The organism is Rhodococcus sp. IEGM1428 (assembly GCF_050321865.1).
Taxonomy (GTDB): domain Bacteria; phylum Actinomycetota; class Actinomycetes; order Mycobacteriales; family Mycobacteriaceae; genus Rhodococcoides.
The window spans coordinates 73,231-94,418 of record NZ_JBNQFW010000009.1 but is presented as its reverse complement, the minus strand read 5'-3'; the positions used below and the strand labels follow the sequence as shown (position 1 = coordinate 94,418).

The 21,188-nt window shown below is 63.3% G+C and carries 21 protein-coding genes; 16 read left to right on the top strand and 5 right to left on the bottom strand.

Features of this window, described 5'->3' with window-relative positions; genetic code table 11:
* The first annotated feature begins 1 nt into the window (after position 1).
* From ACQR3T_RS27050 to ACQR3T_RS26985, 14 genes are all read left to right on the top strand, one after another.
* The gene (locus ACQR3T_RS27050; RefSeq protein ID WP_428695615.1) at positions 2-1,060 is read left to right on the top strand and encodes an ABC transporter permease; all 1,059 of its coding nucleotides are present in this window, start codon (positions 2-4) and stop codon (positions 1,058-1,060) included.
* Positions 1,057-1,959, top strand: a complete 903-nt coding sequence (locus ACQR3T_RS27045; protein WP_037172068.1) for an ABC transporter permease — start codon at positions 1,057-1,059, stop codon at positions 1,957-1,959. The genes ACQR3T_RS27050 and ACQR3T_RS27045 overlap by 4 nt, the downstream gene beginning before the upstream one ends.
* Positions 1,956-3,572, top strand: coding sequence for a dipeptide ABC transporter ATP-binding protein (locus tag ACQR3T_RS27040; RefSeq protein ID WP_037172067.1), 1,617 nt, complete (start codon positions 1,956-1,958; stop codon positions 3,570-3,572). The genes ACQR3T_RS27045 and ACQR3T_RS27040 overlap by 4 nt, the downstream gene beginning before the upstream one ends.
* Positions 3,569-4,786: an acyl-CoA dehydrogenase family protein gene (locus ACQR3T_RS27035; protein ID WP_428695614.1), complete on the top strand. Its 1,218-nt coding sequence runs from the start codon at positions 3,569-3,571 to the stop codon at positions 4,784-4,786. Before ACQR3T_RS27040 ends, ACQR3T_RS27035 begins: the two co-directional genes overlap by 4 nt.
* On the top strand, positions 4,783-6,021 hold the full coding sequence (locus ACQR3T_RS27030; protein ID WP_428695613.1) for an LLM class flavin-dependent oxidoreductase: 1,239 nt from the start codon (positions 4,783-4,785) through the stop codon (positions 6,019-6,021). The genes ACQR3T_RS27035 and ACQR3T_RS27030 overlap by 4 nt, the downstream gene beginning before the upstream one ends.
* A gap of 37 nt (positions 6,022-6,058) precedes the next feature.
* Positions 6,059-6,970: an LLM class flavin-dependent oxidoreductase gene (locus ACQR3T_RS27025; protein WP_428695612.1), complete on the top strand. Its 912-nt coding sequence runs from the start codon at positions 6,059-6,061 to the stop codon at positions 6,968-6,970.
* Positions 6,967-8,178, top strand: coding sequence for an acyl-CoA dehydrogenase family protein (locus tag ACQR3T_RS27020; protein WP_428695611.1), 1,212 nt, complete (start codon positions 6,967-6,969; stop codon positions 8,176-8,178). Before ACQR3T_RS27025 ends, ACQR3T_RS27020 begins: the two co-directional genes overlap by 4 nt.
* 57 nt (positions 8,179-8,235) lie before the next feature.
* A complete protein-coding gene (locus ACQR3T_RS27015; protein WP_428695610.1) occupies positions 8,236-9,261 on the top strand; it encodes an aldo/keto reductase in 1,026 nt (341 codons plus the stop codon).
* Positions 9,262-9,301: 40 nt separating this feature from the next.
* On the top strand, positions 9,302-10,333 hold the full coding sequence (locus ACQR3T_RS27010) for an aldo/keto reductase (RefSeq protein WP_428695609.1): 1,032 nt from the start codon (positions 9,302-9,304) through the stop codon (positions 10,331-10,333).
* Between the two features lies 1 nt (position 10,334).
* Positions 10,335-11,414, top strand: a complete 1,080-nt coding sequence (locus ACQR3T_RS27005) for an LLM class flavin-dependent oxidoreductase (RefSeq protein ID WP_428695608.1) — start codon at positions 10,335-10,337, stop codon at positions 11,412-11,414.
* A 7-nt stretch (positions 11,415-11,421) separates the two neighbouring features.
* On the top strand, positions 11,422-12,756 hold the full coding sequence (locus ACQR3T_RS27000; protein ID WP_428695607.1) for an NtaA/DmoA family FMN-dependent monooxygenase: 1,335 nt from the start codon (positions 11,422-11,424) through the stop codon (positions 12,754-12,756).
* 5 nt (positions 12,757-12,761) lie between these two features.
* The gene (locus tag ACQR3T_RS26995; RefSeq protein WP_094617715.1) at positions 12,762-13,154 is read left to right on the top strand and encodes a VOC family protein; all 393 of its coding nucleotides are present in this window, start codon (positions 12,762-12,764) and stop codon (positions 13,152-13,154) included.
* Between the two features lie 169 nt (positions 13,155-13,323).
* On the top strand, positions 13,324-14,253 hold the full coding sequence (locus tag ACQR3T_RS26990; RefSeq protein WP_428695606.1) for a sulfite exporter TauE/SafE family protein: 930 nt from the start codon (positions 13,324-13,326) through the stop codon (positions 14,251-14,253).
* 108 nt (positions 14,254-14,361) lie between these two features.
* A complete protein-coding gene (locus tag ACQR3T_RS26985) occupies positions 14,362-15,162 on the top strand; it encodes a TauD/TfdA dioxygenase family protein (RefSeq protein WP_428695605.1) in 801 nt (266 codons plus the stop codon).
* A gap of 293 nt (positions 15,163-15,455) precedes the next feature.
* Here ACQR3T_RS26985 and ACQR3T_RS26980 read toward each other — a convergent pair whose 3' ends face one another.
* Entirely contained in the window at positions 15,456-16,163 is a 708-nt protein-coding gene (locus tag ACQR3T_RS26980) for an NAD(P)H-binding protein (RefSeq protein ID WP_428695604.1), read from the bottom strand.
* A 59-nt stretch (positions 16,164-16,222) separates the two neighbouring features.
* Here ACQR3T_RS26980 and ACQR3T_RS26975 point away from each other — a divergent pair, with 59 nt between their 5' ends.
* The gene (locus tag ACQR3T_RS26975) at positions 16,223-16,600 is read left to right on the top strand and encodes a winged helix-turn-helix transcriptional regulator (RefSeq protein ID WP_428695603.1); all 378 of its coding nucleotides are present in this window, start codon (positions 16,223-16,225) and stop codon (positions 16,598-16,600) included.
* A gap of 29 nt (positions 16,601-16,629) precedes the next feature.
* Here ACQR3T_RS26975 and ACQR3T_RS26970 read toward each other — a convergent pair whose 3' ends face one another.
* From ACQR3T_RS26970 to ACQR3T_RS26955, 4 genes are all read right to left on the bottom strand, one after another.
* Positions 16,630-16,857, bottom strand: a complete 228-nt coding sequence (locus ACQR3T_RS26970; RefSeq protein WP_428695602.1) for a hypothetical protein — start codon at positions 16,855-16,857, stop codon at positions 16,630-16,632.
* Between the two features lie 133 nt (positions 16,858-16,990).
* Positions 16,991-18,097, bottom strand: coding sequence for a YeiH family protein (locus ACQR3T_RS26965; protein WP_428695601.1), 1,107 nt, complete (start codon positions 18,095-18,097; stop codon positions 16,991-16,993).
* Positions 18,094-18,255 carry a hypothetical protein gene (locus ACQR3T_RS26960; RefSeq protein WP_428695600.1) on the bottom strand — a complete coding sequence of 54 codons (162 nt, stop codon included), beginning with the start codon at positions 18,253-18,255 and terminating at the stop codon, positions 18,094-18,096. Before ACQR3T_RS26960 ends, ACQR3T_RS26965 begins: the two co-directional genes overlap by 4 nt.
* Positions 18,256-18,432: 177 nt before the next feature.
* Positions 18,433-19,590 carry an LLM class flavin-dependent oxidoreductase gene (locus ACQR3T_RS26955; RefSeq protein WP_428695599.1) on the bottom strand — a complete coding sequence of 386 codons (1,158 nt, stop codon included), beginning with the start codon at positions 19,588-19,590 and terminating at the stop codon, positions 18,433-18,435.
* Positions 19,591-19,691: 101 nt separating this feature from the next.
* Here ACQR3T_RS26955 and ACQR3T_RS26950 point away from each other — a divergent pair, with 101 nt between their 5' ends.
* Positions 19,692-21,008, top strand: a complete 1,317-nt coding sequence (locus ACQR3T_RS26950) for an MFS transporter (RefSeq protein WP_428695598.1) — start codon at positions 19,692-19,694, stop codon at positions 21,006-21,008.
* The last annotated feature ends 180 nt before the right edge of the window (positions 21,009-21,188 follow it).

The following is a 21,188-nucleotide window of genomic DNA, read 5'->3' as shown; positions in this document are numbered from 1 at the left end:
GATGAGTACCTACATCCTGAAGCGAGCAGGGCAGGCAGTGCTGGTTCTGTGGGCCGCGTACACGTTGTCCTTCCTGCTGCTCAATGCACTGCCTGGCGACGCGGTCAGCAACCGGATCCAGAACCCCGAGGCCCAGCTGTCACCGGAGTCCGCGCAGGCGCTGATTGCCTACTACGGCCTGGACCGGCCCCTGGTGGTGCAGTACTTCAGCGGGCTGGGGTCGGTGCTGCACGGTGATCTCGGATTCTCGCTGACCAATGGCACAACCGTGGGAGGTCTTCTGGCCCACGCTCTGCCGAGTACGTTGCAGCTGACCGGTCTGGCGCTGGTGTTCGGATTGATCTTTGCGGCTCTGTTGGCGACGGGTGCCAACTACGCGCCGTGGAAGCCGGTGCGCGCTGTGCTCGGTTCGATTCCGGCGCTCTTCGGTTCGGTGCCCACGTTCGTGGTGGGTATCCTCGCGCTGCAGTTCCTGTCCTTCGAGTTCGGGTTGATCCCCTCCACCGATGACGGCACGTTTCTCGCGCTTCTTGCACCCGCGGTGACCCTGGCGATCTTCATCACTGCACCACTGGCACAGGTGCTGGCCATCTCGATCGCCAAGACTCGCGATCTGCCGTTCGTCCACGTACTGCGGGCCAGGGGAGCCGGCGAAGGGTACAGCTTCCGTCGCGGCGTACTACGAAACTCGTCGCTTCCGGTGCTGACGCTCCTGGGGCTGGTCTGCGGCGAACTCATCGCTGGCTCGGTGGTGACCGAAGCCGTGTTCGCTCGCTCCGGAATCGGACAGGTGACCGTCAATGCTGTCGGTACACAGGACCTTCCGGTTCTGCAGGGGGTCGTGCTCATCGCCGCATTGGCGTTCGTGGTGGTCAACTTCGTCGTCGATATTGCCTACCCGTTCCTCGACCCACGAATACTGGTGGCGACAGGTCGGACACGAAGGGCCGGAGCCGGACTACGGGCACCGGCGAAGACCCTGCTCGGCGATTCCCGGCTCGACGGCATCGGCGCGGTGTCGGTCGGTCGTGGACTCCCAGCGGAGGTGTCGATGCCATGACGACCCTGGACTCCGCTGCGCCACAGGACGACACCGCAGTACAACCGTCCCACAATGCACGATCGATCGGCACAGTACTTCGCTGGTTGCGTGGTCATGCCGTGCTGGCAGTAGCAGTGACGATCTTCTCGATCGCGGCCGCGTGGGCCGTCGCGCCGTCGCTGTTCACCGCCTTCGATCCCATCGCCATCGACAACACTCGTAAGTTGCTGCCGCCGTCGGGAGAGCACTGGTTCGGAACCGATCTACTCGGTCGAGATCTGTTCTCTCGCATCGTCTATGGAGCGCGTGCCTCATTGCTCGGCGCAGGCCTTGCCGTTGCCGTTGCGGTCGTCGCCGGCTCCCTGCTCGGTTCCGTCGCCGGATGGTTCGGAGGTGCCCTGGACAGTGTCGTCATGCGCGTTATCGATGTGGTGCTCTCCATTCCCGAGTTCCTTCTGGCCATCTCCATCGTCGTGTTGTACTCCGCCAGCACCGGCCGCGCTGGATTGATTCCGGCCGCACTGGCTGTCGGGGTCACGTCGTCCGCGAAATTCGCTCGGCTGATTCGCTCCGAAGTGCTGAAGGTGCGGACGAGCAGCTATGTGGAGGCTGCAGTTACGAGCGGCGCAACGACGTTCACGATTCTGCGCCGTCACGTGGTGCCGAACTCGCTGGCACCCACCATTTCACTGATCGCGGTTCAGCTCGGAATTGCCATCATCTGGATTGCGTCCCTCAGTTTCCTCGGGTTGGGTGCGCAGCCGCCGGACCCCGAGTGGGGGCTGCTGGTGGCCGACGGTAGGCAGTTCATCGCAACCAGGGGTTGGCTCACCCTCTACCCCGCACTGACCATCATCGCAGTAGTGATGTCGACCAACATCATTTCTCGCCACCTCCAGAAACGGAACGCCCGATGACCGGCACACCAGTACTGTCCGTCGACAGCCTCACCGTCGGATATCGAACCGGCAGGGATCTACGACCGGTGGTACACGGGGTCGGGTTCGACGTCGGTCCAGGTCAGGTTCTGGCGCTCGTCGGGGAGTCCGGGTCGGGCAAGACAACCACCGGGCAGGCAATCTTGGGGTTGCTACCCGCGAACGGCCACGTACTCGGCGGCACGATCACCTTCCGCGGTCGGGATCTCAACACCTTCACACCCAGAGAATGGCGGCAGGTCCGCGGCAGTGCGATCGGCCTGATCCCGCAGGACCCGTCGGTCTCGCTCGATCCGGTGCGACGGGTGGGGCATCAGGTCGAGGACGTGTTCAGGCTGCACACCGATCTCGACGCGGACGCACGGCGGGCACGAGTACTCGATCTGTTCGGTCTGGTCGGATTCGACGACGTGGAACGCAGATACCAGCAGTACCCGCACGAATTGTCGGGCGGCATGCAGCAGCGTGTATTGGTTGCTGCCGCAGTAGCTTCGGAACCGGACCTCATCATTGCGGACGAGCCCACATCCGGCCTGGACGCGACCGTGCAGAAACAGGTCCTCGATCTCGTGGACGACCTGCGAACCCGGTCGTCGACGAGTCTCGTTCTGGTCACCCACGATCTCGGTGTCGCCGCCGACCGGTCCGATCTCATCGGTGTCATGCGGGGCGGGCATCTGGTGGAACTGGGCGCAACGGCCGACGTGCTGGCCAACCCGCAAGACAGTTACACCCGACATCTTCTCGACAGTGTGCCGTCGCGTCGTGCCTCTCGGCCGATAAAAGCCGCTGTGTCCGCTGAGAAGGCGACGGTCATCGAGGTCGCCGAACTCCACAAGACATACGGCGACAAGCCTGCTGTGGAGGGAATTTCGTTCTCGGTGCGCGCAGGGGAGACATTCTCGATCGTAGGCGAGTCCGGAAGTGGTAAATCCACCACGGCGCGCATCTTGACCGGGCTGACCAACGCGACCTCCGGAGCGGTGACGATCCTGGGCACAGAGACGACGACGCTGAGCAGCAGGGATTTTCGGCCGCTTCGCCGCGACGTGCAGATCGTCTACCAGAATCCGTATTCGTCGTTCGACCCACGATTCAGTGTGTTCGACGTGGTGGAGGAGCCACTCCGATCGTTCCAGGAACCGCGGTGGGGGCGTCGTCGCAAGAACGTCGACGAGGTGGCGGCTGCGCTCGAATCAGCAGCGCTTCCTGCTGATTTCGCTGCTCGCCATCCGCGCGAGCTGTCCGGCGGACAGCGGCAGCGCGTCGCGATCGCCCGGGCGTTGATCCTCGAGCCGAAGGTCCTGGTGCTCGACGAACCGATCTCGGCGTTGGACGTGTCGGTTGCGGCCCAAATCCTGGAGCTGCTGCAGCGGCTGCAGAGCGAACACGGGCTGACCTACGTGTTCATCTCGCACGATCTGGCTGTCGTGGAGGCCATTTCGGACAGGGTTGCGGTGATGCAACGCGGCCGAATCGTCGAGCAAGGTCCCGTGAGTACGGTATTCGACAACCCCACCAGCGACTACACCGTGAAACTGCTCGAGGCGATCGCAGGCCGCGACTCCATCGGCACCCGAGGTTCAGCATGAGCGCATCGACGAACGATCTCGACGCTGCAGTGGCGCAGTTCCGCACGGTGTTCGCCGAATTGGCCAAGGGTGCTGCCGAACGCGACCGTTCGGGAGAGCATCCGTACGAGCTGGTGCAGCAGCTGGCTCGTGCAGGCTTCGGAAAGCTACGCGTCCACCAAGAGTTCGGCGGCTTCGACGTCGATCTGCCGACGCTGTTCTCACTGCTCGCCGAGGCCGGGCAGGCCGATTCCAACATTCCGCAGATCTGGCGCGGTCACTTCACCACGACCGAGATACTCAGACGCGAAACAGATCCCGTGGTAGCCGAGCACTGGTCGCGAAAGATATCCGACGGGGCCGTGTTCGGTAATGCTCAATCGGAACCCTCGGCTTCGGTCGTGGGACTCGAGACAGTGGGCGGGCACGGTGCCATCACCGCTCGGGTCGGTGTCGACGATGCAGGAAGCAGGGTGGTGTCGGGTACCAAGTTCTACTCGACCGGATCGCGCTTCGCGCAGTTCATCCGTGCCGCCGTGCTGGACGAGAACGACCGCCGAGGATTCGTGGTTCTCCCTGCCGACCACCCAGGAGTTCAGCACATCGACGACTGGGACGGCGTGGGTCAACGTCAGACCGGAAGTGGAACAACGATTTTCACCGCCGTACCCGTCGAGCCACACGGTGACGTGGGCGCGGACAAGGACGCACTGCGCGGTCTAGACTCCTTCGTGCAGATCGTCCACCTGGCAAATCTCGTCGGTATCGCTCGTAGCGCGGTGGCCGAGACCGTCGACATCGTGCGCACTCGAACACGGACCGGTCGCCACGCGACAACCCAGGACGCTGCGTCCGACCCCGATGTGCTCGCGGTGATCGGTACCCTGTACTCCCGATCACTCACCGCAGAGACGTTGCTGAAACACGCTGCAGAGCAGCTGCACTCGGCGCACGAACTCGATGACGAAGCGGCTTTCGCCGACGCGTACGTCGAAACCTCCGCAGCGCAGATCGGCGTGGCCGATGCTGTCCTGGACCTGGCCTCGAGCGCTTTCGACGCCGGCGGATCGTCCACAGTTCGCGCACGGGTGGGACTCGATCGTCATTGGCGTAACGCGAGGACTCTGGCCTCACACAATCCGCTGATCTACAAGCCGAGAGTGATCGGGGACAACCTCGTCAACGGAACTCGCCCGGTCTCGGGCTACTACGGAGAATCGGAGAGTCAGCGATGACGCGTCGGCTACATCTCAATGTCAACATCCTCAATGCCGGTGTCTTCGGCGGCTCCTGGCGGTTTCCCGGAACCGACGGACTGGCGAGCTACTCGATCGACCACTACACCTCGATTGCGAAGAAGGCGGAGGAGGCCGCACTCGACGCGGTGTTCCTTGCCGACGGACCACAGTTCGACCCGAGCACACGCCACCGACCCGGCAACAATTTGGAGCCGACCACGGTGCTGGCGCGAGTGGCCGCGCAGACCGAACGCATCGGACTCATTGCCACCCTCTCGTCCTCCTACAACGATCCCCGTGAAATCGCCCGTCGACTCGGTGATCTCGACTACGTCAGTGGTGGTCGGTTCGGCTGGAACGTGGTGACCACGGCCGGCCCGATAGCGGGCGCGAACTTCGGTCGTGACGGCGAGCCCGAGCACGCGCTGCGATACCGCAGAGCGGCCGATGTGGTGGAACACGTTGTTGCGCAATGGAGTTCTCGTGCCGAGCTGGTCTCCCCCCAGGGCAGGCCCGTGGTAGTCCAAGCCGGCGGGTCGAGCGATGGCAAGCAACTCGCCTCGCGCGTGGCCGAGGTGGTCTTCTCCGCCGAACAGGATCTCCACAAGGCACGTGCGTTCCGTTCCGAAATACGCCAGGGTGCAGTGCGATTCGGCCGCGATCCAGAGGAAATCGTGGTGCTTCCCGGGCTCTCGACGGTCCTCGGTAGTACCGAAGCCGAGGCGCTCGCTCGTCGTGAGCAACTCGACGAACTACTACCCGACGCCTACGCCCGTGCACGGCTGTCCGGTCAGCTCGGTTTCTCCCTCGACGGTCTTCCGGACGACGAGCCGATCCCTGCCGAACTGCTCCGCGACCCGGACCACGCCGGCGGTTCGCAGACGTTCTATCGTGTGGTCCGCGACATCATCGACCGCGAGAACCCCACGGTGAGGCAGCTGCTCAAGAAGCTCTCGGGTGGAGGCGGACACCGGATCGTCGTCGGCACTCCCGAGCAGATCGCCGACGATATCGAGCGGTGGTTCCGCGGAGGGGCTGCGGATGGCTTCAACGTCATGCCCGACGTATTGCCCTCGGGATTCGATGATTTCGCCGATCATCTCGTTCCCGAACTGCAGCGCCGTGGATTGTTCCGAACCGAGTACGAGACCACGACCCTGCGGGGTCATCTCGGTCTCGGTCTCCCTGCCGCACCGACGTCGACGACTCGTCCCCTAGTGAGTGCAGTGTGAGAACGCGATTCGCCTTCGACGAAACCAGGAGCACACCATGACCGTCGTACTCGAACTGGCAGTGACGGACTCGGATGCGGGGGTGTCGTTGGCCGATGCCGATGCCATCCTTGCCGTGGCGCAGGAGTCCGGCATCGATGCGATCAGACTTCTCGACCGGGCAGGTGAATCGGCGGTAGTCGATCCGTCCGTAACGGGTGCTTATCTCGCCGGCCACCACGACGGTCTCGGATACCTGATCGACGCCAGAACCACTCACAATGCGCCGTACAATCTGGCGCGTCGGGTGTCGGCCTTCGACCGGGCAACCGATGGCCTGGTCGGGCTCGTCCTGAATCCGGGCGATGGCGACGAAGTGAGCGATGCAACGGCCCCCGATCGAGGAGCCGTCGAGTCCGCCGAGCGATGGGGTGAGTACGCGGGCATCCTCGAACAGCTGTGGGAGTCTTTTCCGGCCTCAGCACTTCTCGGTGACCAGGAACGCGCACTCGTGGTCGACGACAGCCTCGTTCGGGCGATCGAGCACGACGGTCGGTTCTATCGAGTGGCGGGCCCGCTGGACGGTCCGTCATCGCGTCAGGGGCGACCACCTCTCGTCGTTGCCGAGCCGGACGCGGTGGGATGGAAGCGTACGGCGGCACATGCCGATGTGGTGATCATCGATGTTCCGACTGCGGTCGCGTCACTGCGTTCGCTCACGTCGGCGCTGGGGGCGGCGGGCAGGAATCGGACCGACGTGACCGTCCTGGTCAGGACTCGAACGGTGCCGGACTACCTGGAGTGGTTCGCACACGACGAGGTGAACGGCGTCGTGCTCGTCACCGATGACCTCGATGCGGGGGAGGTGGTCGATCTGATCCGCGCGGTCGCGGCCCACATCGAGAGACCGGCGGGTGGAAGTCTGCGGGACAGACTCGGACTGCGTACTCGTACGGAGGTACCCGCATGAACACGCAGACGGACACTCTCGATACGGCTCGGCAGGTGACCGTCGACGGGATCCGCTCCGTGGTGGCACCCATCTTGGCCACGCTCGGCGAGACGGCTCGATCACGTGAAGAGTCGCGCGACTACGCTTTTTCCGAGGTACGCGAACTTGCCGGTGCCGGAATCGCATTGACGGGAATTGCACGTCACGAGGGCGGTGCAGGCGGATCCGTTCGAGACGTCGCCGACCTGGTCATCGAGATTGCCCGTGCTGATTCCAATGTGGCACAGGCGCTTCGACCCACGTTTCTGGTAGCGAACCAGATAGCCGGGAGGAAGGACGTACCCCTGCGTGAGGTCAATCTGGACCGTCTGAGAGCGGGGGCTCTGTTCGCGGGAACAGGCAACGAACGAAACGGCGGGTCAAGCGGAAGTATCTCCACCACCGCTACCCGTGACGGAGACGGATACCTCGTCGACGGCCGCAAGTTTTACTCGACGGGCGGGCTCTACGCGTCGTACTTCTCGTCGTCCGCGGTGACCGATACCGGGGAGGTGGTGCGTTTCACCGTCCCCACCGACCGTGCCGGGCTCGAGCGGAACGACGACTTCGATGCGATCGGTCAACGACTGACACAGAGCGGATCGACTCTGTTCACCCGAGTGCGGGTGCACGCCGACGAGGCCGTCGATTTCGACGCCGCGACGCCCGACAATCCGTGGCTCGGGTCCTTCGCTCAGCTCTATCTCGCGGCGGTACAGGCCGGCATCGCGGCCCGGGCCCGCGACGATGCGGTGTGGTTCGTGCGTGAGCGTGCCCGTCCGATCAAACACAGTTCAGCCCCACACAGCGTCGACGATCCGTACGTCCGACAGACCGTCGGCGAGATCGCGGCGAAGGCCACTGCAGCTCGCGCGGTGGTGATTCTGGCGGCCGAGGCAGTGCAGGATGCACGCGGTCTCTCCGGAATCGAGGCTCGCGACGCCGGAGCCCGTGCTTCGGTGACCGTCGCCGAGGCCGGAATCGTCGCTATCGAATCGGCCCTGAAAGCCGCTGAACTGCTGTTCGACGTCGGGGGTGGATCCATCACCGATCGGGGGTCGGGCTTCGATCGGCACTGGCGCAACGCGAGGACGGCCGCCAATCACAATCCGCGACAATGGAAAGCAGCTGTCGCCGGGGCATATCACCTGACCGGGCAGGATCCGCCCACGACCGGGCTCTTCTAGAAGCCCGAGTCTCCGTAAAAGCCCGAATCGATTTCGAGCTACCCACGAAAGGGAACAATGTCCAACGAAGACCGCGTACTGGGCCGCACCGGAGTTCGCATCGGCCCGCTCACACTGGGTTCGATGAATTTCGGTCGCTGGCAGGAGGAATCCGAAAGCCTTCGCATTATCGGGGCGGCGCTCGATGCAGGAATCAGCTCGATCGACACTGCAGATGTGTACGGGCAGGGCGAGTCGGAAGCCATTGTCGGCAAGGCGATATCGGGTCGTCGTGACGACGTGTTCCTGGCCACGAAGTTCCACGGACAGATCGGTACCGACCCGCGCCACGCTGGAAACTCACGGCGCTGGATCACCCGTGCGGTCGAGGACAGTCTGCGCAGGCTTGGAACGGACCGGATCGATCTGTATCAGGCGCATCGCCCGGATCCCACCACCAGCCTGCTCGAAACGCTGCAGACGTTGAACGACCTGATCGGGCAGGGAAAAATTCTCTACTACGGCACCTCCGTCTTCCCTGCGCACCTGCAGGTCGAGGCGCACTGGATCGCCGAGAAGCACGGGCTCATCGCCCCGCATACCGAACAGCTCCCGTACTCGTTGCTCGTCCGAGGCGTCGAACGCGAGGTATTTCCGGTGGTGCGCAAGTACGGAGTGGGAGTGCTGACCTACGGTCCACTCGCGGCCGGATGGCTTTCCGGCGGTTACCGGCTCGATGCACCGCAACCCGATTCTGCGCGTGCCGATCTCATACCGGGTCGGTTCGACGTCGGTGCGGCGCGTAACAGGCGCAAGCTGGAAGCAGCCGACGCCCTGGCCCGACTCGCCGAAGACAATGGACTCACCCTCATCGAGCTCGCCATCGGGTTCGCACTCGAACACCCTGCGATCAGCAGTGTCATCATCGGTCCACGAACCCAGGAACACCTCGAGGCTTACCTGAAGGCGAGCACCGTTCGGCTCGGTTCCGATGTGCTGGATCGCATCGACGAGATCGTCGAACCCGGCACGCAGTTCCAGGACCGTGATACCGGAGCGGACACACCTTCACTGTCTCCGGATGCGCTGCGCCGCAACAACTGACCTACCACCGCAACCTCCATCGTTGAAAGGCCTTCGTCTCATGTCATACGGATCATTCGATACCCCCCACCTCGCGGCCGCCGATCGCTACGACAAGATCGACTATCGGCGCAGTGGCACATCAGGACTCGATCTGCCTGCCTTTTCGTTCGGCCTGTGGCAGAAATTCGGTACCGACTATTCGTTCGAGACCCAGCAGGAGATCATCCTGCACGCGTTCGATCTGGGTATCACCCACTTCGACAACGCGGACCGATACGGCCCGCCGCACCGGGCCGCGCAGAAGAATTTCGGCCGAGTACTCGGCAAGGACCTGGCCGCGTACCGCGACGAGATCGTGCTGTCCACCAAGGCGGGTAATGCGATCGGTCCCAGCCCGTACCTGAAAGGCGGATCTCGCAAGTCGCTGCTCGGCTCGCTCGAGCACAGTCTTCGCGATCTCGGCACCGACTACGTCGACATCTTCTACCACCACAGCCCAGATGAGACGACGCCACTGGAAGAGACTGTCGGAGCACTGGTTTCGGCCGTCCAGCAGGGCAAGGCGCTGTACGTCGGCCTGTCCAACTACCTCCCCGAGCGCGCCCACGAGGCCGCCGTGCTGCTGCGCGAGGCCGGCGTGCCGCTGCTCGTGCACCAGCCCAGATACTCGATCTTCGATCGACGCATCGAGCAGAACGGATTACTCGAACTCGCCGAGCAGGACGGCTTCGGGCTCGTCGTCTATTCACCGCTGGCACAGGGTCTGCTGACCGACAAGTACCTCGAGTCGATCCCGGCCGAAGCACGCGCCGTCAACAGCACTTTTCTGACGCCCGACGCTCTGACCGACACCTACCGTCAGCGCGCCGCGGAACTGAACAAACTGGCCGAATCACGAGGACAGTCGTTGGCGCAGTTGGCACTTCAATGGGTTCTCCGTCAACCTGCCGTGACGTCGGCCCTCGTCGGGGCAAGCTCGACGTGGCAGCTGGACCACAACGTACAGGCGCTGAGCTTCCCGTCACTGACCGACGAGGACCTTGCGATCATCGAGGAATTCGGTGTGCACGGCACCGGACTGAATCTCTGACATGACGTACCACGGCGCGGCCATCGGTGCAGGCGTCGAGGACGGGCGTCCGTTCCGCCTCGGCTTTCTACTTCATCTCGACCGAGACCTCGCACCCGCCGACGCGTATCGCGAGGCCGTCGAGTTGTTCGTCCACGCCGAGGAATTGGGTTACGACTCCGGCTGGGTCATTCAGCGGCACTTCCGGCAAGGTAAAGAACACATCTCGTCACCGTTGGTGACCCTGGCCGCGATTGCGCAACACACGACGCGCATTCGTTTGGGGACGGGGGTCCTCGTCCTCCCGCTGGAGGACCCCTTGAGGGTCGCCGAAGACGTGGCCACCCTCGATGCGATCAGCGGGGGACGCGTCGAACTGGGCGTGGGCTCCGGCCCGTTCCCGCAGGCGTGGGAAGCATTCGGGAAGCCGTTGGGGGACAGGCACCGACTGTTCGACGAGTCGGTGGCGAGGCTGCACGAGGTACTCGACGGGTCGGCTCTCAACAGTGCGGGTGAGGTTCTCCACCCGCCGGGTGCGGGCGTGCGTAGTCGGCTGTGGCAGGCAACCACGAGCGATCCGGCGGTCGCAGGCGACGCCGTGCGTGCGGTTGCACGATCGGGTGACGGCCTGCAACTCTCCCGAGCGACGGCGTGGCGGGGCGGGACGGCTCGGCAGGCGCGGGAACGTCAAGGCGAGCTGGTAGCGAAGTACCGCGCGGCGTGGACGGACCCGGTGCATGCCCCACGAATTCAGGTCTCCCGTGCGGTCTATCCCCACGAGGACCGCGCGGAGGCGCTGCGCCTGGTCTCTCCCGGGGTGCGCCGTTGGCAGAGTTGGAGCACCACGGGGGAAGCCAGACCGGAGCAGACCGCCGAGGAGTATCTGGCCTCGGACCGGGCGCTGATCGGGCCGAGTGATGTTCTGGCTGCGGAGCTCGCCGAGGATCCGGCGCTACGCGAGATCACCGATCTGCTCGTCAGTTTCGTACCGGGAGTGCCCGAACCCGCGGAGCATCGGCGACTGCTCGAGACAAGCGCCCGAGAGCTCGCACCGGCGCTCGGGTGGTACCCGGCGACCGCCGGTCAACCGATCCGATTGTGAGCGAGCTATGCCATTTCACCTGAATCTGTCACTGATGACACCGGGTCACTTTCGGCACGCCTGGCGACTGCCGCATGCCGACCCGTTGGCATATCTCGACATCGACCACTTCGCCCGCCTCGCCGTCATTGCCGAAGCGGCGAAGATCGACGCAGTGTTCCTGGGCGACGGACCAGCCCTACGCGGCGAGATCGAAGAGGCTCCGGGAACCGGAATCGACCCGCTCGTTCTCCTGGGGCATCTGGCCGCCCTCACCGCGCACCTCGGCGTGATCGTCACGAGTTCGACCACGTACAACTCGCCGTACAATTTGGCGCGACGGTTCCAGGCTCTCGATCACGTGACGAAGGGCCGAGCGGCAGTCAATATCGTCACCACGGGAACCGAAGCCGCCGCCGCCAATTTCGGACTGACGGAGCATCCCGACAAAGCCACTCGCTACCGTCGGGCATGGGAGTTCCTCGAAGTGGTGACCGGCTTGTGGGACAGCTGGGATCCGGATTGGCTTGTAGCCGAGAAGGACTCGGGGCGTTACGCAGATCCGACGAAGATCCACCGAATCGATCACGAGGGTGAGTTCTTCTCCGTCGCGGGTCCACTTCCCGTTCCGGCGGGCCCGCAGGGCCGCCCGGTCCTGGTGCAGGCCGGGGGATCAGAGGGTGGATTGACGCTGGCCGGCAATTTCGCCGACGTGGTGTTCACCGTTGCGCAGACTCGGGCGAAGGCGGCGGCGTTCCGGGACGACATTCGCCGGCGTGCAGTGAGTGCGGGGCGCGGAGCGCACGAGGTGAAGATCTCGCTCGGTGTGGTTGTCGTGGTCGACGCCACCGAGGAGAGGGCCAGGGAGCGGGCAGAGGAGCTCTACAGATCGTTGCCCATCGAGCGACTCACGGCGGCCCTGCTGAGCAATCTCGGACTTCCCGACGGTTCGTTCGGTCCGGACGACGCCATCTCGACAGCCGACCTCCCTGCGTCGATTCCGATCACCGCGTTCTCGTCCGGGTTTGCAATCTCCACCCGTGCTCTCATCGAGGAACGTGCCATCACACCGCGCGAACTCATCGAGCGCGGGGCAGGAGGATCCGGCCACCGGTTGGTGGTGGGATCGGCGGAACAGGTGGCCGACGATCTGCAGTCCTGGTTCGAGGCAGGCACTGCTGACGGATTCACGATCATGCCGGCCGACACCGCCGTGGACTTCGAGAATTTTGCAACCCTCGTCGTGCCGATTCTGCAGGAGCGCGGGCTGTTCCAGACCGACTACAGCGCAACGACACTCCGTGAGAGGTTGGGGCTCGGGGTAGAGACGTCCGACGCGATCCAACGACACGAGGCCCGGTAACAACGATGACGATCCTGAAGACGTATGCGCGATTGTTCGTCGAGAACACCGAGATTGCCCTGCCGCTGTACGAGGAGCTGGTCGGCAGGCCGGCAGACCTGCGGTTCGGCTTCGAGGGTGCAGACCTTGCGGCGGTCGGGAATTTTCTGATCATCGGTGGACCGAGTGAACTCACCGACAGGTTCCGCTCGACTATCGGGCCGGTGATCGTCGACGACGTGGACGCACTCGTCACGCAGCTCCTCGCAGCCGGCGCGCGGGTGGACGCCGGTCCGCTCGAGAGCGACACGGGTGTCTTCTATTACCTGACGCATCCCGATGGAGTGAGCGTCGAATACGTTCAGTGGTCGCCGGAGATTGTCGGAAAGGTATTCGATTCATCCTCGCCTGCGGGATGATTCGAGCTCCTCCGCTTTATGCACTTGCTCGAGCGGAACTCTTGACGACGGTGTCCCGATTATGTCGAATTGTCCGTATGCCTCCACCGACCCGCCTCGTCTCCGCTGGCTGTCCCCGTTCGATCTGACCCAACCCACAGATCCGAACTTCGACCCACTGGAGTAATTCGTGAAGACTCTCATCTTGATCGGCCTCGTCGGGCTTGCCGCCCAGCTCGTCGACGGCGCACTCGGTATGGCGTACGGCGTCACCACCACCACGTTGCTACTGGCCATCGGAACCAACCCCGCCACTGCGTCGGCCACGGTTCACCTCGCCGAGATCGGTACCACGCTCGTATCGGGCGTCTCGCATTGGAAATTCGGTAACGTCGACTGGAAGGTGGTGCGGCGTATCGCATTACCGGGTGCAGTCGGTGCCTTCCTCGGGGCCACAGTGCTGTCGAGACTCTCGACAGAAAGCGCCGCGCCCGTCATGGCGTTGATCTTGCTTGCCCTCGGTCTCTACATTCTGATCAGATTCACCTTCCAAGGTATCCCGCGTGGGAATCTCGGTAAGCCGTTGCGTAAGCGCTTCCTTGCCCCGCTGGGGTTGCTGGCAGGATTCGTCGATGCCACCGGTGGCGGAGGTTGGGGCCCGGTCGGCACGCCTGCCATTCTGGCCAGTGGGCGGCTGGAGCCTCGCAAGGTGATCGGATCGATCGACACCAGCGAATTCGTGATTGCACTCGCGGCGAGCTTGGGGTTCTTGTTCAGCCTCGGATCGCAGGGCATCAACTTCGGCTGGGTGCTGGCGATTCTGGCCGGTGGCGTGATCGCCGCACCGCTCGCCGCGTGGTTGGTTCGCCACGTGCCGCCTCGGTTGCTCGGCGCTTCCGTTGGCGGCATCATCGTGCTTACCAACACTCGAAGCCTTTTCCGCAGTGGCTGGTTCGAGCTCGACGGCACAGTTCAGACAGCCATCTACATCACGATTGTCGTCGCCTGGGCGGGTGCGTTCGCCTACTCACTCCGGGCGTACTTCGACGACCGTGAGTTCGAGTCGGCGGATCGAGTGGCCGAGGAGGCCAAGCGCAGGGCGGAGGAAATTTCGGCTTGATTCGGGGAGCCGGTCTGTCGTGGGCTCGGCGCGGAAACGAATGTCGACTTCTGCGCATGCGGATCGCAACTATCGACCACGCGCAGTGGGCGTTCTAGCGTCGAGCCCATGACATCCACTCTGACTTACCGAATCCACCGCGCTGGACCATTGTTCGGTGCCGAGATCTCCGACATCGACCTTGCCCAACCGATCGACGACGCAACCCGCACCGCACTGCGTGCAGAGTTCGACGAGCACAAGGTGTTGGTGTTCCGATCCGCGAATCTGACTCCGGCCCAGCAGGTAGAGGCTGTGCGGATCTTCGACGAACCGTTCGATCACCCGACTGCAGTTCGGCACCCGGAACATCCGCTGGTCTATCCGTACGACGTCCAGAGCACCGGTAAGGCCAGTACCTGGCACATCGGCGGGGTCTGGAGGACGCCGCCGTTCTCGATCGAATCCCTTGTCTATGAAGAGGTTTCGGAACTCGGAGGCCACACGCTGTGGGCGGACCTCCAAGCAGCCTACGACGATCTGTCGGAGCCCGTGAAGGTGCTGCTCGAGGGTGTGAGTGCGGTCTACGACTCGAATGCCGTGCACTACGCACAGGGTGCCGACCGCGGTGAGATCAAGCAGACGGTCTCGCATCCGGTGGTGCGGCTCGACCGAAACGGTCGCAAGGGATTGTTCGTCAGTACCGGAGCTCTGCGACTCGAAGGCGTGACGGATCGAGAGAGCAAGGCCCTTTTGCCGTTCCTGCTCGATCACGCATCCTCGCCGAACTACACCATCCGGTTCGGTTGGAATGCAGGCGATTTCGTACTATGGAATAACCTGGCGACGTGGCACTACGCCATCGACGACTACGGAGTCGGTCCGCGTCGATACCGCAAGGTACTGGCCGCGACACCGGAGCAGTCGTAGCGGGGCGCATCGCCACCGGTTGCGCAGCGGGCTGATTCACGAAATCGCGTCTCCCAACCCATACTGGGCGAGGTGACGGCCGGTCGGATAACCAGAGAAGAGTGGGTTCGGGAGATCGGTCTACTTGTCGGCAACTGGGTGGCGGTCCTGGAGTGTGCAGAGAGGCGTCCTACGATCGACGTCGAATTACTCGCCCTGGTCGACGAAGAGTCCTCGCGGACGACTATCTTCCGCAGCTGTAACAGACACAGCCAGAGTCGCGTTCGATGTCCAGTTCCTCTGCGAGAACCGTGCTAGCGCTGGGAACTGCGCGTCAGCGGCACTGCCGCGTCGCGTACCAGCCAGCGCTGGTTACCAGAGTTGGTGAGCGTGAGCTGATCGACTACCGCAGTCGCCAGGGTTACGTGCGTCACCGCGGCGATCGCGTCTTCCAACGGAACGGGTTCATCCAGGAGAACGGGGGTGGACCCGGATCCAGTATTCGTCAGACCCAGACCGGCGGCGGGAATCAGAACGGTGCCGTTCAGAGTGGAGGAATCGAGCCGGTCGGCACCACGAGCGTGGGCATCGCTGAACGGCCGCAGTCGGCGGGGAAACAGCTCGTCGTGGTCAGCGACGATGGACCCGTCGTCGAGGTGCGCAATCGCGGTGACCGCAACATCGATCACTCGGGTGCCAGGAAAGACGAGTTCTTCGATTCGGGTCATCATTCGTGCATAGAAGTCTGTGTCGAATCCGTCGAACGATTCGGGTGGCGCTGTGAACGGGGTGACCGCAATGACCACTGCGGATGGGCGGAGACCGCTCAATACCTCTTCGAGGTCGGAGACATCGCCGCGGCGATGCTCGACCGTCGCTATGTGGGGTGATGCGCTCACGCGGCGAGATAGCGATACGACGTGTTCGCCGCGGGCCGCGAGCTCGTCGACGACAGCGCGACCGACACGTCCGGACCCACCCAGTACCAGTACAGGTGCCAATTGTTCTCTGTTCTCTGCCATCCTGGGATGATAGAAACGACCCCCCTAGTTACCGCAACGTGACTGCCGAGCAGGTTCGCATGAATTCAGATGAGCTGCCTTCCTTCGATCCGCGCTGCCCGATGAGCACTTTCCCGGTCCAGATCGGTGGACGCTGGACGGCAATGATCCTGCAGTGCTTAGCTCGACGCCCATGCCGGTTCGGCGAACTCCGTCGCCATCTCGCCCCGATCAGCGCGAAGGTACTCAGCGAAACCCTGCGGTCGATGGAGGAAGACGACTACCTCACTCGTATCGAGCGTGAAGATCGCACCACGAGTTACCAGCTCACTGCCCACGGCAGATCCTTCATTCCGCTCATCCATGCGGTGCGATCGTGGGCGAATGCCCAGTCGCAGACGTCCCGAGAAGGCACATCGCCCGCGCAAGTAGCGGCCATCCAGGACGGCAGGTCGTAAACCTAGGCGATCAACTTCCAAGGCCCCCACTACACCATCTCGTCGGCGTCGTCATTCTTTGTGGCACTGAACACTCGGCTGCCGGACGTCCATTCGGACGGGACGGGTGCTGTGTGTTCGAGGATCGACCGCCGCTTCGTGGCGGAAGCACCGTTGCCCAGAAGCACGGTTAGGTCGGCGTGGATTTTCAGCGGCGTAGGGCGCGTTGGCCGGTAATGCTGTTCGATCGCTCTGATCTTGATGAAGGTGGTGTGCACTTAGGCAACGGTGTGGGGCGTGATGACGACGATGTCGGCCCCTCGGGCTGCGAGTCGGTAGAGGAGCGGGGCGTGGGCGAACGTTGCGATCACCGCGCATGCGGTCTACGTGGCTCGGCTGGCCGGTTGTGAATCAACCGAGTTCGAAGCTGCCGAACAGAACCAGCGCAAGTCCGAGCGCGACAACGATATTTACGACCGTGGCCGAGCCGAAAACCACAATCGGCCGCCAACCGGCCTCTCGAATTCCTTTCGCCGAGAACTCGAGCCCGATCGAGACGAATGCGAAGATCAAGAACCAGGTTCGGAGGTCGTTGATCACGCCGATGTCGGCCTTGCCGCCGTCGACGTTCGCGACCCACAACGTTCCGATGATCGATGCTGCGATGAAGCCGAGGACGAACTTGGGGAAACGCCCCCAGAAGTCCGAGATGGTCGGACGCGCCGACGACGTGCGTTCGACCTTCAACGCGAAGTACGCGGTGAGCGCAATGGCAACGAAACCGATGAGTGCGTTCTGCGTGGTCTTGACGATAGTGGCGATCTGCAGGGCATCCTCGCCCGCGAGCGCTCCTGCCGCTGCCACGGCCGCTGTGGTATCGATGTTTCCACCGATCCAGGCTCCTGCAACCGCGTCGGGAAGCCCGATAACGCTGGCCAGCCATGGCAACAGGAAGATCGAGGGCAGCGCGAACACGATGACGAGAGATGCGCTGTAGGCAAGTTGCTCTTTCTTGGCCTGCACCGCACCGGCAGCGGCGATGGCAGCGCTGACGCCGCAGATCGAGACGGCGGAGGCGAGCAGAGCGCGCAGCTTGTCGTCGATGCCCAGCTTGCCTGCGAACCACCAGGTGAATCCGAAAACGATGGTGATCAACAGGATTGATTGAACGATTGCGGGCCCGGCTGCCGTCACCAGAATCTTCAGATTCACCGACGCGCCCAACAGCACAAGACCCGTCTTGATGAAGAACTCGGTTCGGTAGCCCCCCGACAGTTTCTCACGAAGTCCCAGGGTGCCGAGTACAAGATTGCCGATGAGGCCGAGAGCTATTGCATAGATGGGGAATTCGATTGCCTTGGCTATGCCTTCGAGTGGGGTGTCAGCAAGCCAATTCGGCACCTGAGATTCCAGTAGACGTGTCAGTGACCCGAGTACCACCACGGCGAGCACGCCACCGAGAGCCAATGGAACACCGCGGGTCTTCCGTCCGTTTTCGAGTTGCAGGTTGTCGCTCATGGGACCAACCAGCCCGGAATTGCGCCGACGAAGACCAGCGCGATGAGAGCAAGTCCGACGACGACCGAGGCCCAGTCCTCACCCAGCCAGGAAAGTCTGAGTTCTTCCGCGGACGAGTCCCCGTCGGGTGCGAGCGGTGTATCGGATTTTTCGGACATGCACCGACGGTATGGGCGGTCGCTGTGAATGCGAACAGTTCGAATCACGTTGATTCCAGCGTTTCATCGCGCCGTCGGTGCATGGTGCCGAGATGACCGCACGCCAGTGCTCGCGTGAGCAGGCCAAAAACGGCTTTGGGCACGGGATATTCCAGGAGACGTGTCGAACCAGCCCGCCTAGCGCGAGACGAACGGCGTTCCCACCCCTGAAGGTGTCGTGTCTCGCTGCTGCACGAGGCCGCGGCGCTCGAGGATCGGCCGCACACCCTCACCGAAATGGAATGCCTCTTCGACGTGCGGGTAGCCAGAGAGAATGAAGTGGTCGAGGCCGATCGAGGCGTATTCGGCGATGCGGTCGGCGACCTCTCTGTGCGATCCGACCAGTGCGGTGCCCGCGCCGCCGCGGACCAGGCCGACTCCGGACCACAGGTTGGGGGATACTTCGAGGCTGCGTGCGTCGTTTCCTGCCGTGAATGCGTCACCGCCGCTGTGTAATTCGCGCATTCGACGCTGGCCTTCGGAACCCGAGCGCGCGAGCGATGCCTGGGCTGCCTCGATGGTTTTCGGGTCCAGCGCTGCAAGCAGTCGATCTGCCTCGGCCCAGGCCTGTTCCGATGTGTCGCGGGTGATGACGTGCAGGCGGATGCCGTAATCGAGGCGTCGGTTCTGGACCTCGGCGAGGTCGCGGATCCAGGCGATCTTCGAGGCCACGGCGGTCGGCGGTTCACCCCAGGTGAGGTAGGTGTCGGCGAACTGCGACGCGACAGTGCCTGCCGCCGGGGAACTTCCGCCGAAGAAGATAGGCGGTACCGGGTCCGGGTAACGCTGTAATGACGCGTTCTCCACCTTGATGTACTCGCCGTCGAAAGTCACCGGGCCCTTGTTGGCCCAGAGCTTGCGAGTGACGTCGAGAAATTCGCCGCACCGCGCGTAACGCTCGTTCTTGGTCAGAAAATCGCCGAAGGTGCGCTGTTCGTGGTCCTCGCCGCCGGTGACGACATTGAGCAGCAACCGGCCACCGGATTGCCACTGGAAGGTCGCGGCCATCTGTGCGGCAAGGGTGGGGCTGAGCAGCCCGGGTCGCAGGGCCACCAGGAACTTCAGCGTTTCGGTGGTGTCGATCATCATGGCCGTAGTCAGCCAGGCGTCTTCGCACCACGCGCCAGTGGGCGTCAGGACTGCCTCGAAGCCGTTGTCCTCGGCGGCCGCACCGATCTGGTTGAGGTACTTCAGCGTCGCCGGCCTATCACCGGACATCGACGACCCATGGCCACCGGCCATCAAATTGCGAGAGTCGCCATAAGTGGGCAGGAACCAATGGAAGCGGAGAGACATGTTGCTCAACCGTACGCCGGCGACGGCCTCGCTCCCACAGTTGAAATCAGCTCGAGTCGAACCCGTGACATGACGTTCTCGGTATTGCAGTGTGGAACCACATGACTTCTTTTGCTGAACCGGCGCAGCCTGAGTCCGATCTGGACCGCCGAACGCGATTGCGGACCGTCGTAGCCGCGAGCCTGCTCGGAACCACAGTCGAATGGTACGACTTCTTCCTCTACGCCACCGCCGCGAGCCTGGTGTTCAACCAGCTGTTCTTCCCGGATCAGTCGTCGTTCGTAGGCACCATGCTCTCGTTCGCGACGTTTGCCGTGGGCTTTCTCGTGCGTCCGATCGGCGGCGTGGTGTTCGGTCACTTCGGTGATCGCATCGGCCGAAAGAAGACGCTCGCGCTGTCGATGCTCATCATGGGTGTCGCGACCGCGCTGATGGGGGTTCTTCCTACTGCCGAGCAGATCGGCATTCTCGCGCCGGTTCTGCTGCTGCTGTTACGGGTTCTGCAGGGATTCGCGCTCGGTGGTGAATGGGCCGGAGCAGTGCTGTTGGCAGTGGAACACAGCCCGCCGAAGAAACGCGGCTTGTTCGGCAGCATTCCGCAGATCGGTCTGGCACTCGGATTGGCGCTGGGTACAGCAGTATTCGCCCTCCTGCAAGTAGTGTTCGACGACGCTCAGTTCCTTGCGTACGGCTGGCGCATCGCGTTCCTGCTCAGCCTCGTTCTGGTGGCCGTTGGGCTGGTGGTGCGGCTCAAGGTCGAGGAGACCCCGGCATTCCTCGAGGTCACCGAATTGCAGCAGCGATCGAGTGCACCGGTGAAAGAGGTGTTCGCGCGCAGCCACATTCGCAATACGGTACTGGGGCTGCTCTCGCGCTGGGGGGAAGGCGCGGCATTCAACACCTGGGGTGTTTTCGCAATCACTTATGCCACAACGCAATTGAGATACGAGAAGGTGCCGGTCCTGCTGGTCGTCACCGTCGCTGCGTCGCTGATGGCAGTGCTGATTCCCGTGTCCGGCTATTTCGTGGACCGGTTCGGAGCGCACCGCATGTACATCATCGGTATTGCCGCCTACGGGATCGCTGTCTTCCCGGTGTTCGCGTTGTTCGGTGCCGGAAGCCTGTGGTTATTCGGCTTGGGACTCGTGCTGGTGTTCGGAATCGTGCACGCGACGTTCTACGCTGCGCAGGGAACCCTGTATGCCAGCCTGTATCCCACCGAGATCCGCTACACCGGACTGTCTGTCGTCTACCAGTTCTCAGGCATCTACGCTTCGGGCGTCACGCCACTCATCTTGACGTCCCTGATCGCCGTGGGAAGTGGATCACCCTGGCTGGCGTGCGGATTCCTCGTCGCGACGTCGGTGATCTCGGTGATCGCCACGTCCCTGATCCGAAAGAAGGACTTGCATTTCTAGCGCATCTGCCCGCGGGGTGCACTGTGTGGCCCACGTCAGGTGCGGTCGGGAAACCTGACCCGTTCGACTTGAGGTATTCCCATGTGTGCGGTAGGAATTGTCCGTGCACACGACATTCCTGATCCGACGGTTCACCGTCGATTTTTGTCGTACCTGCACCACCATGTGTTGTCGGTGACC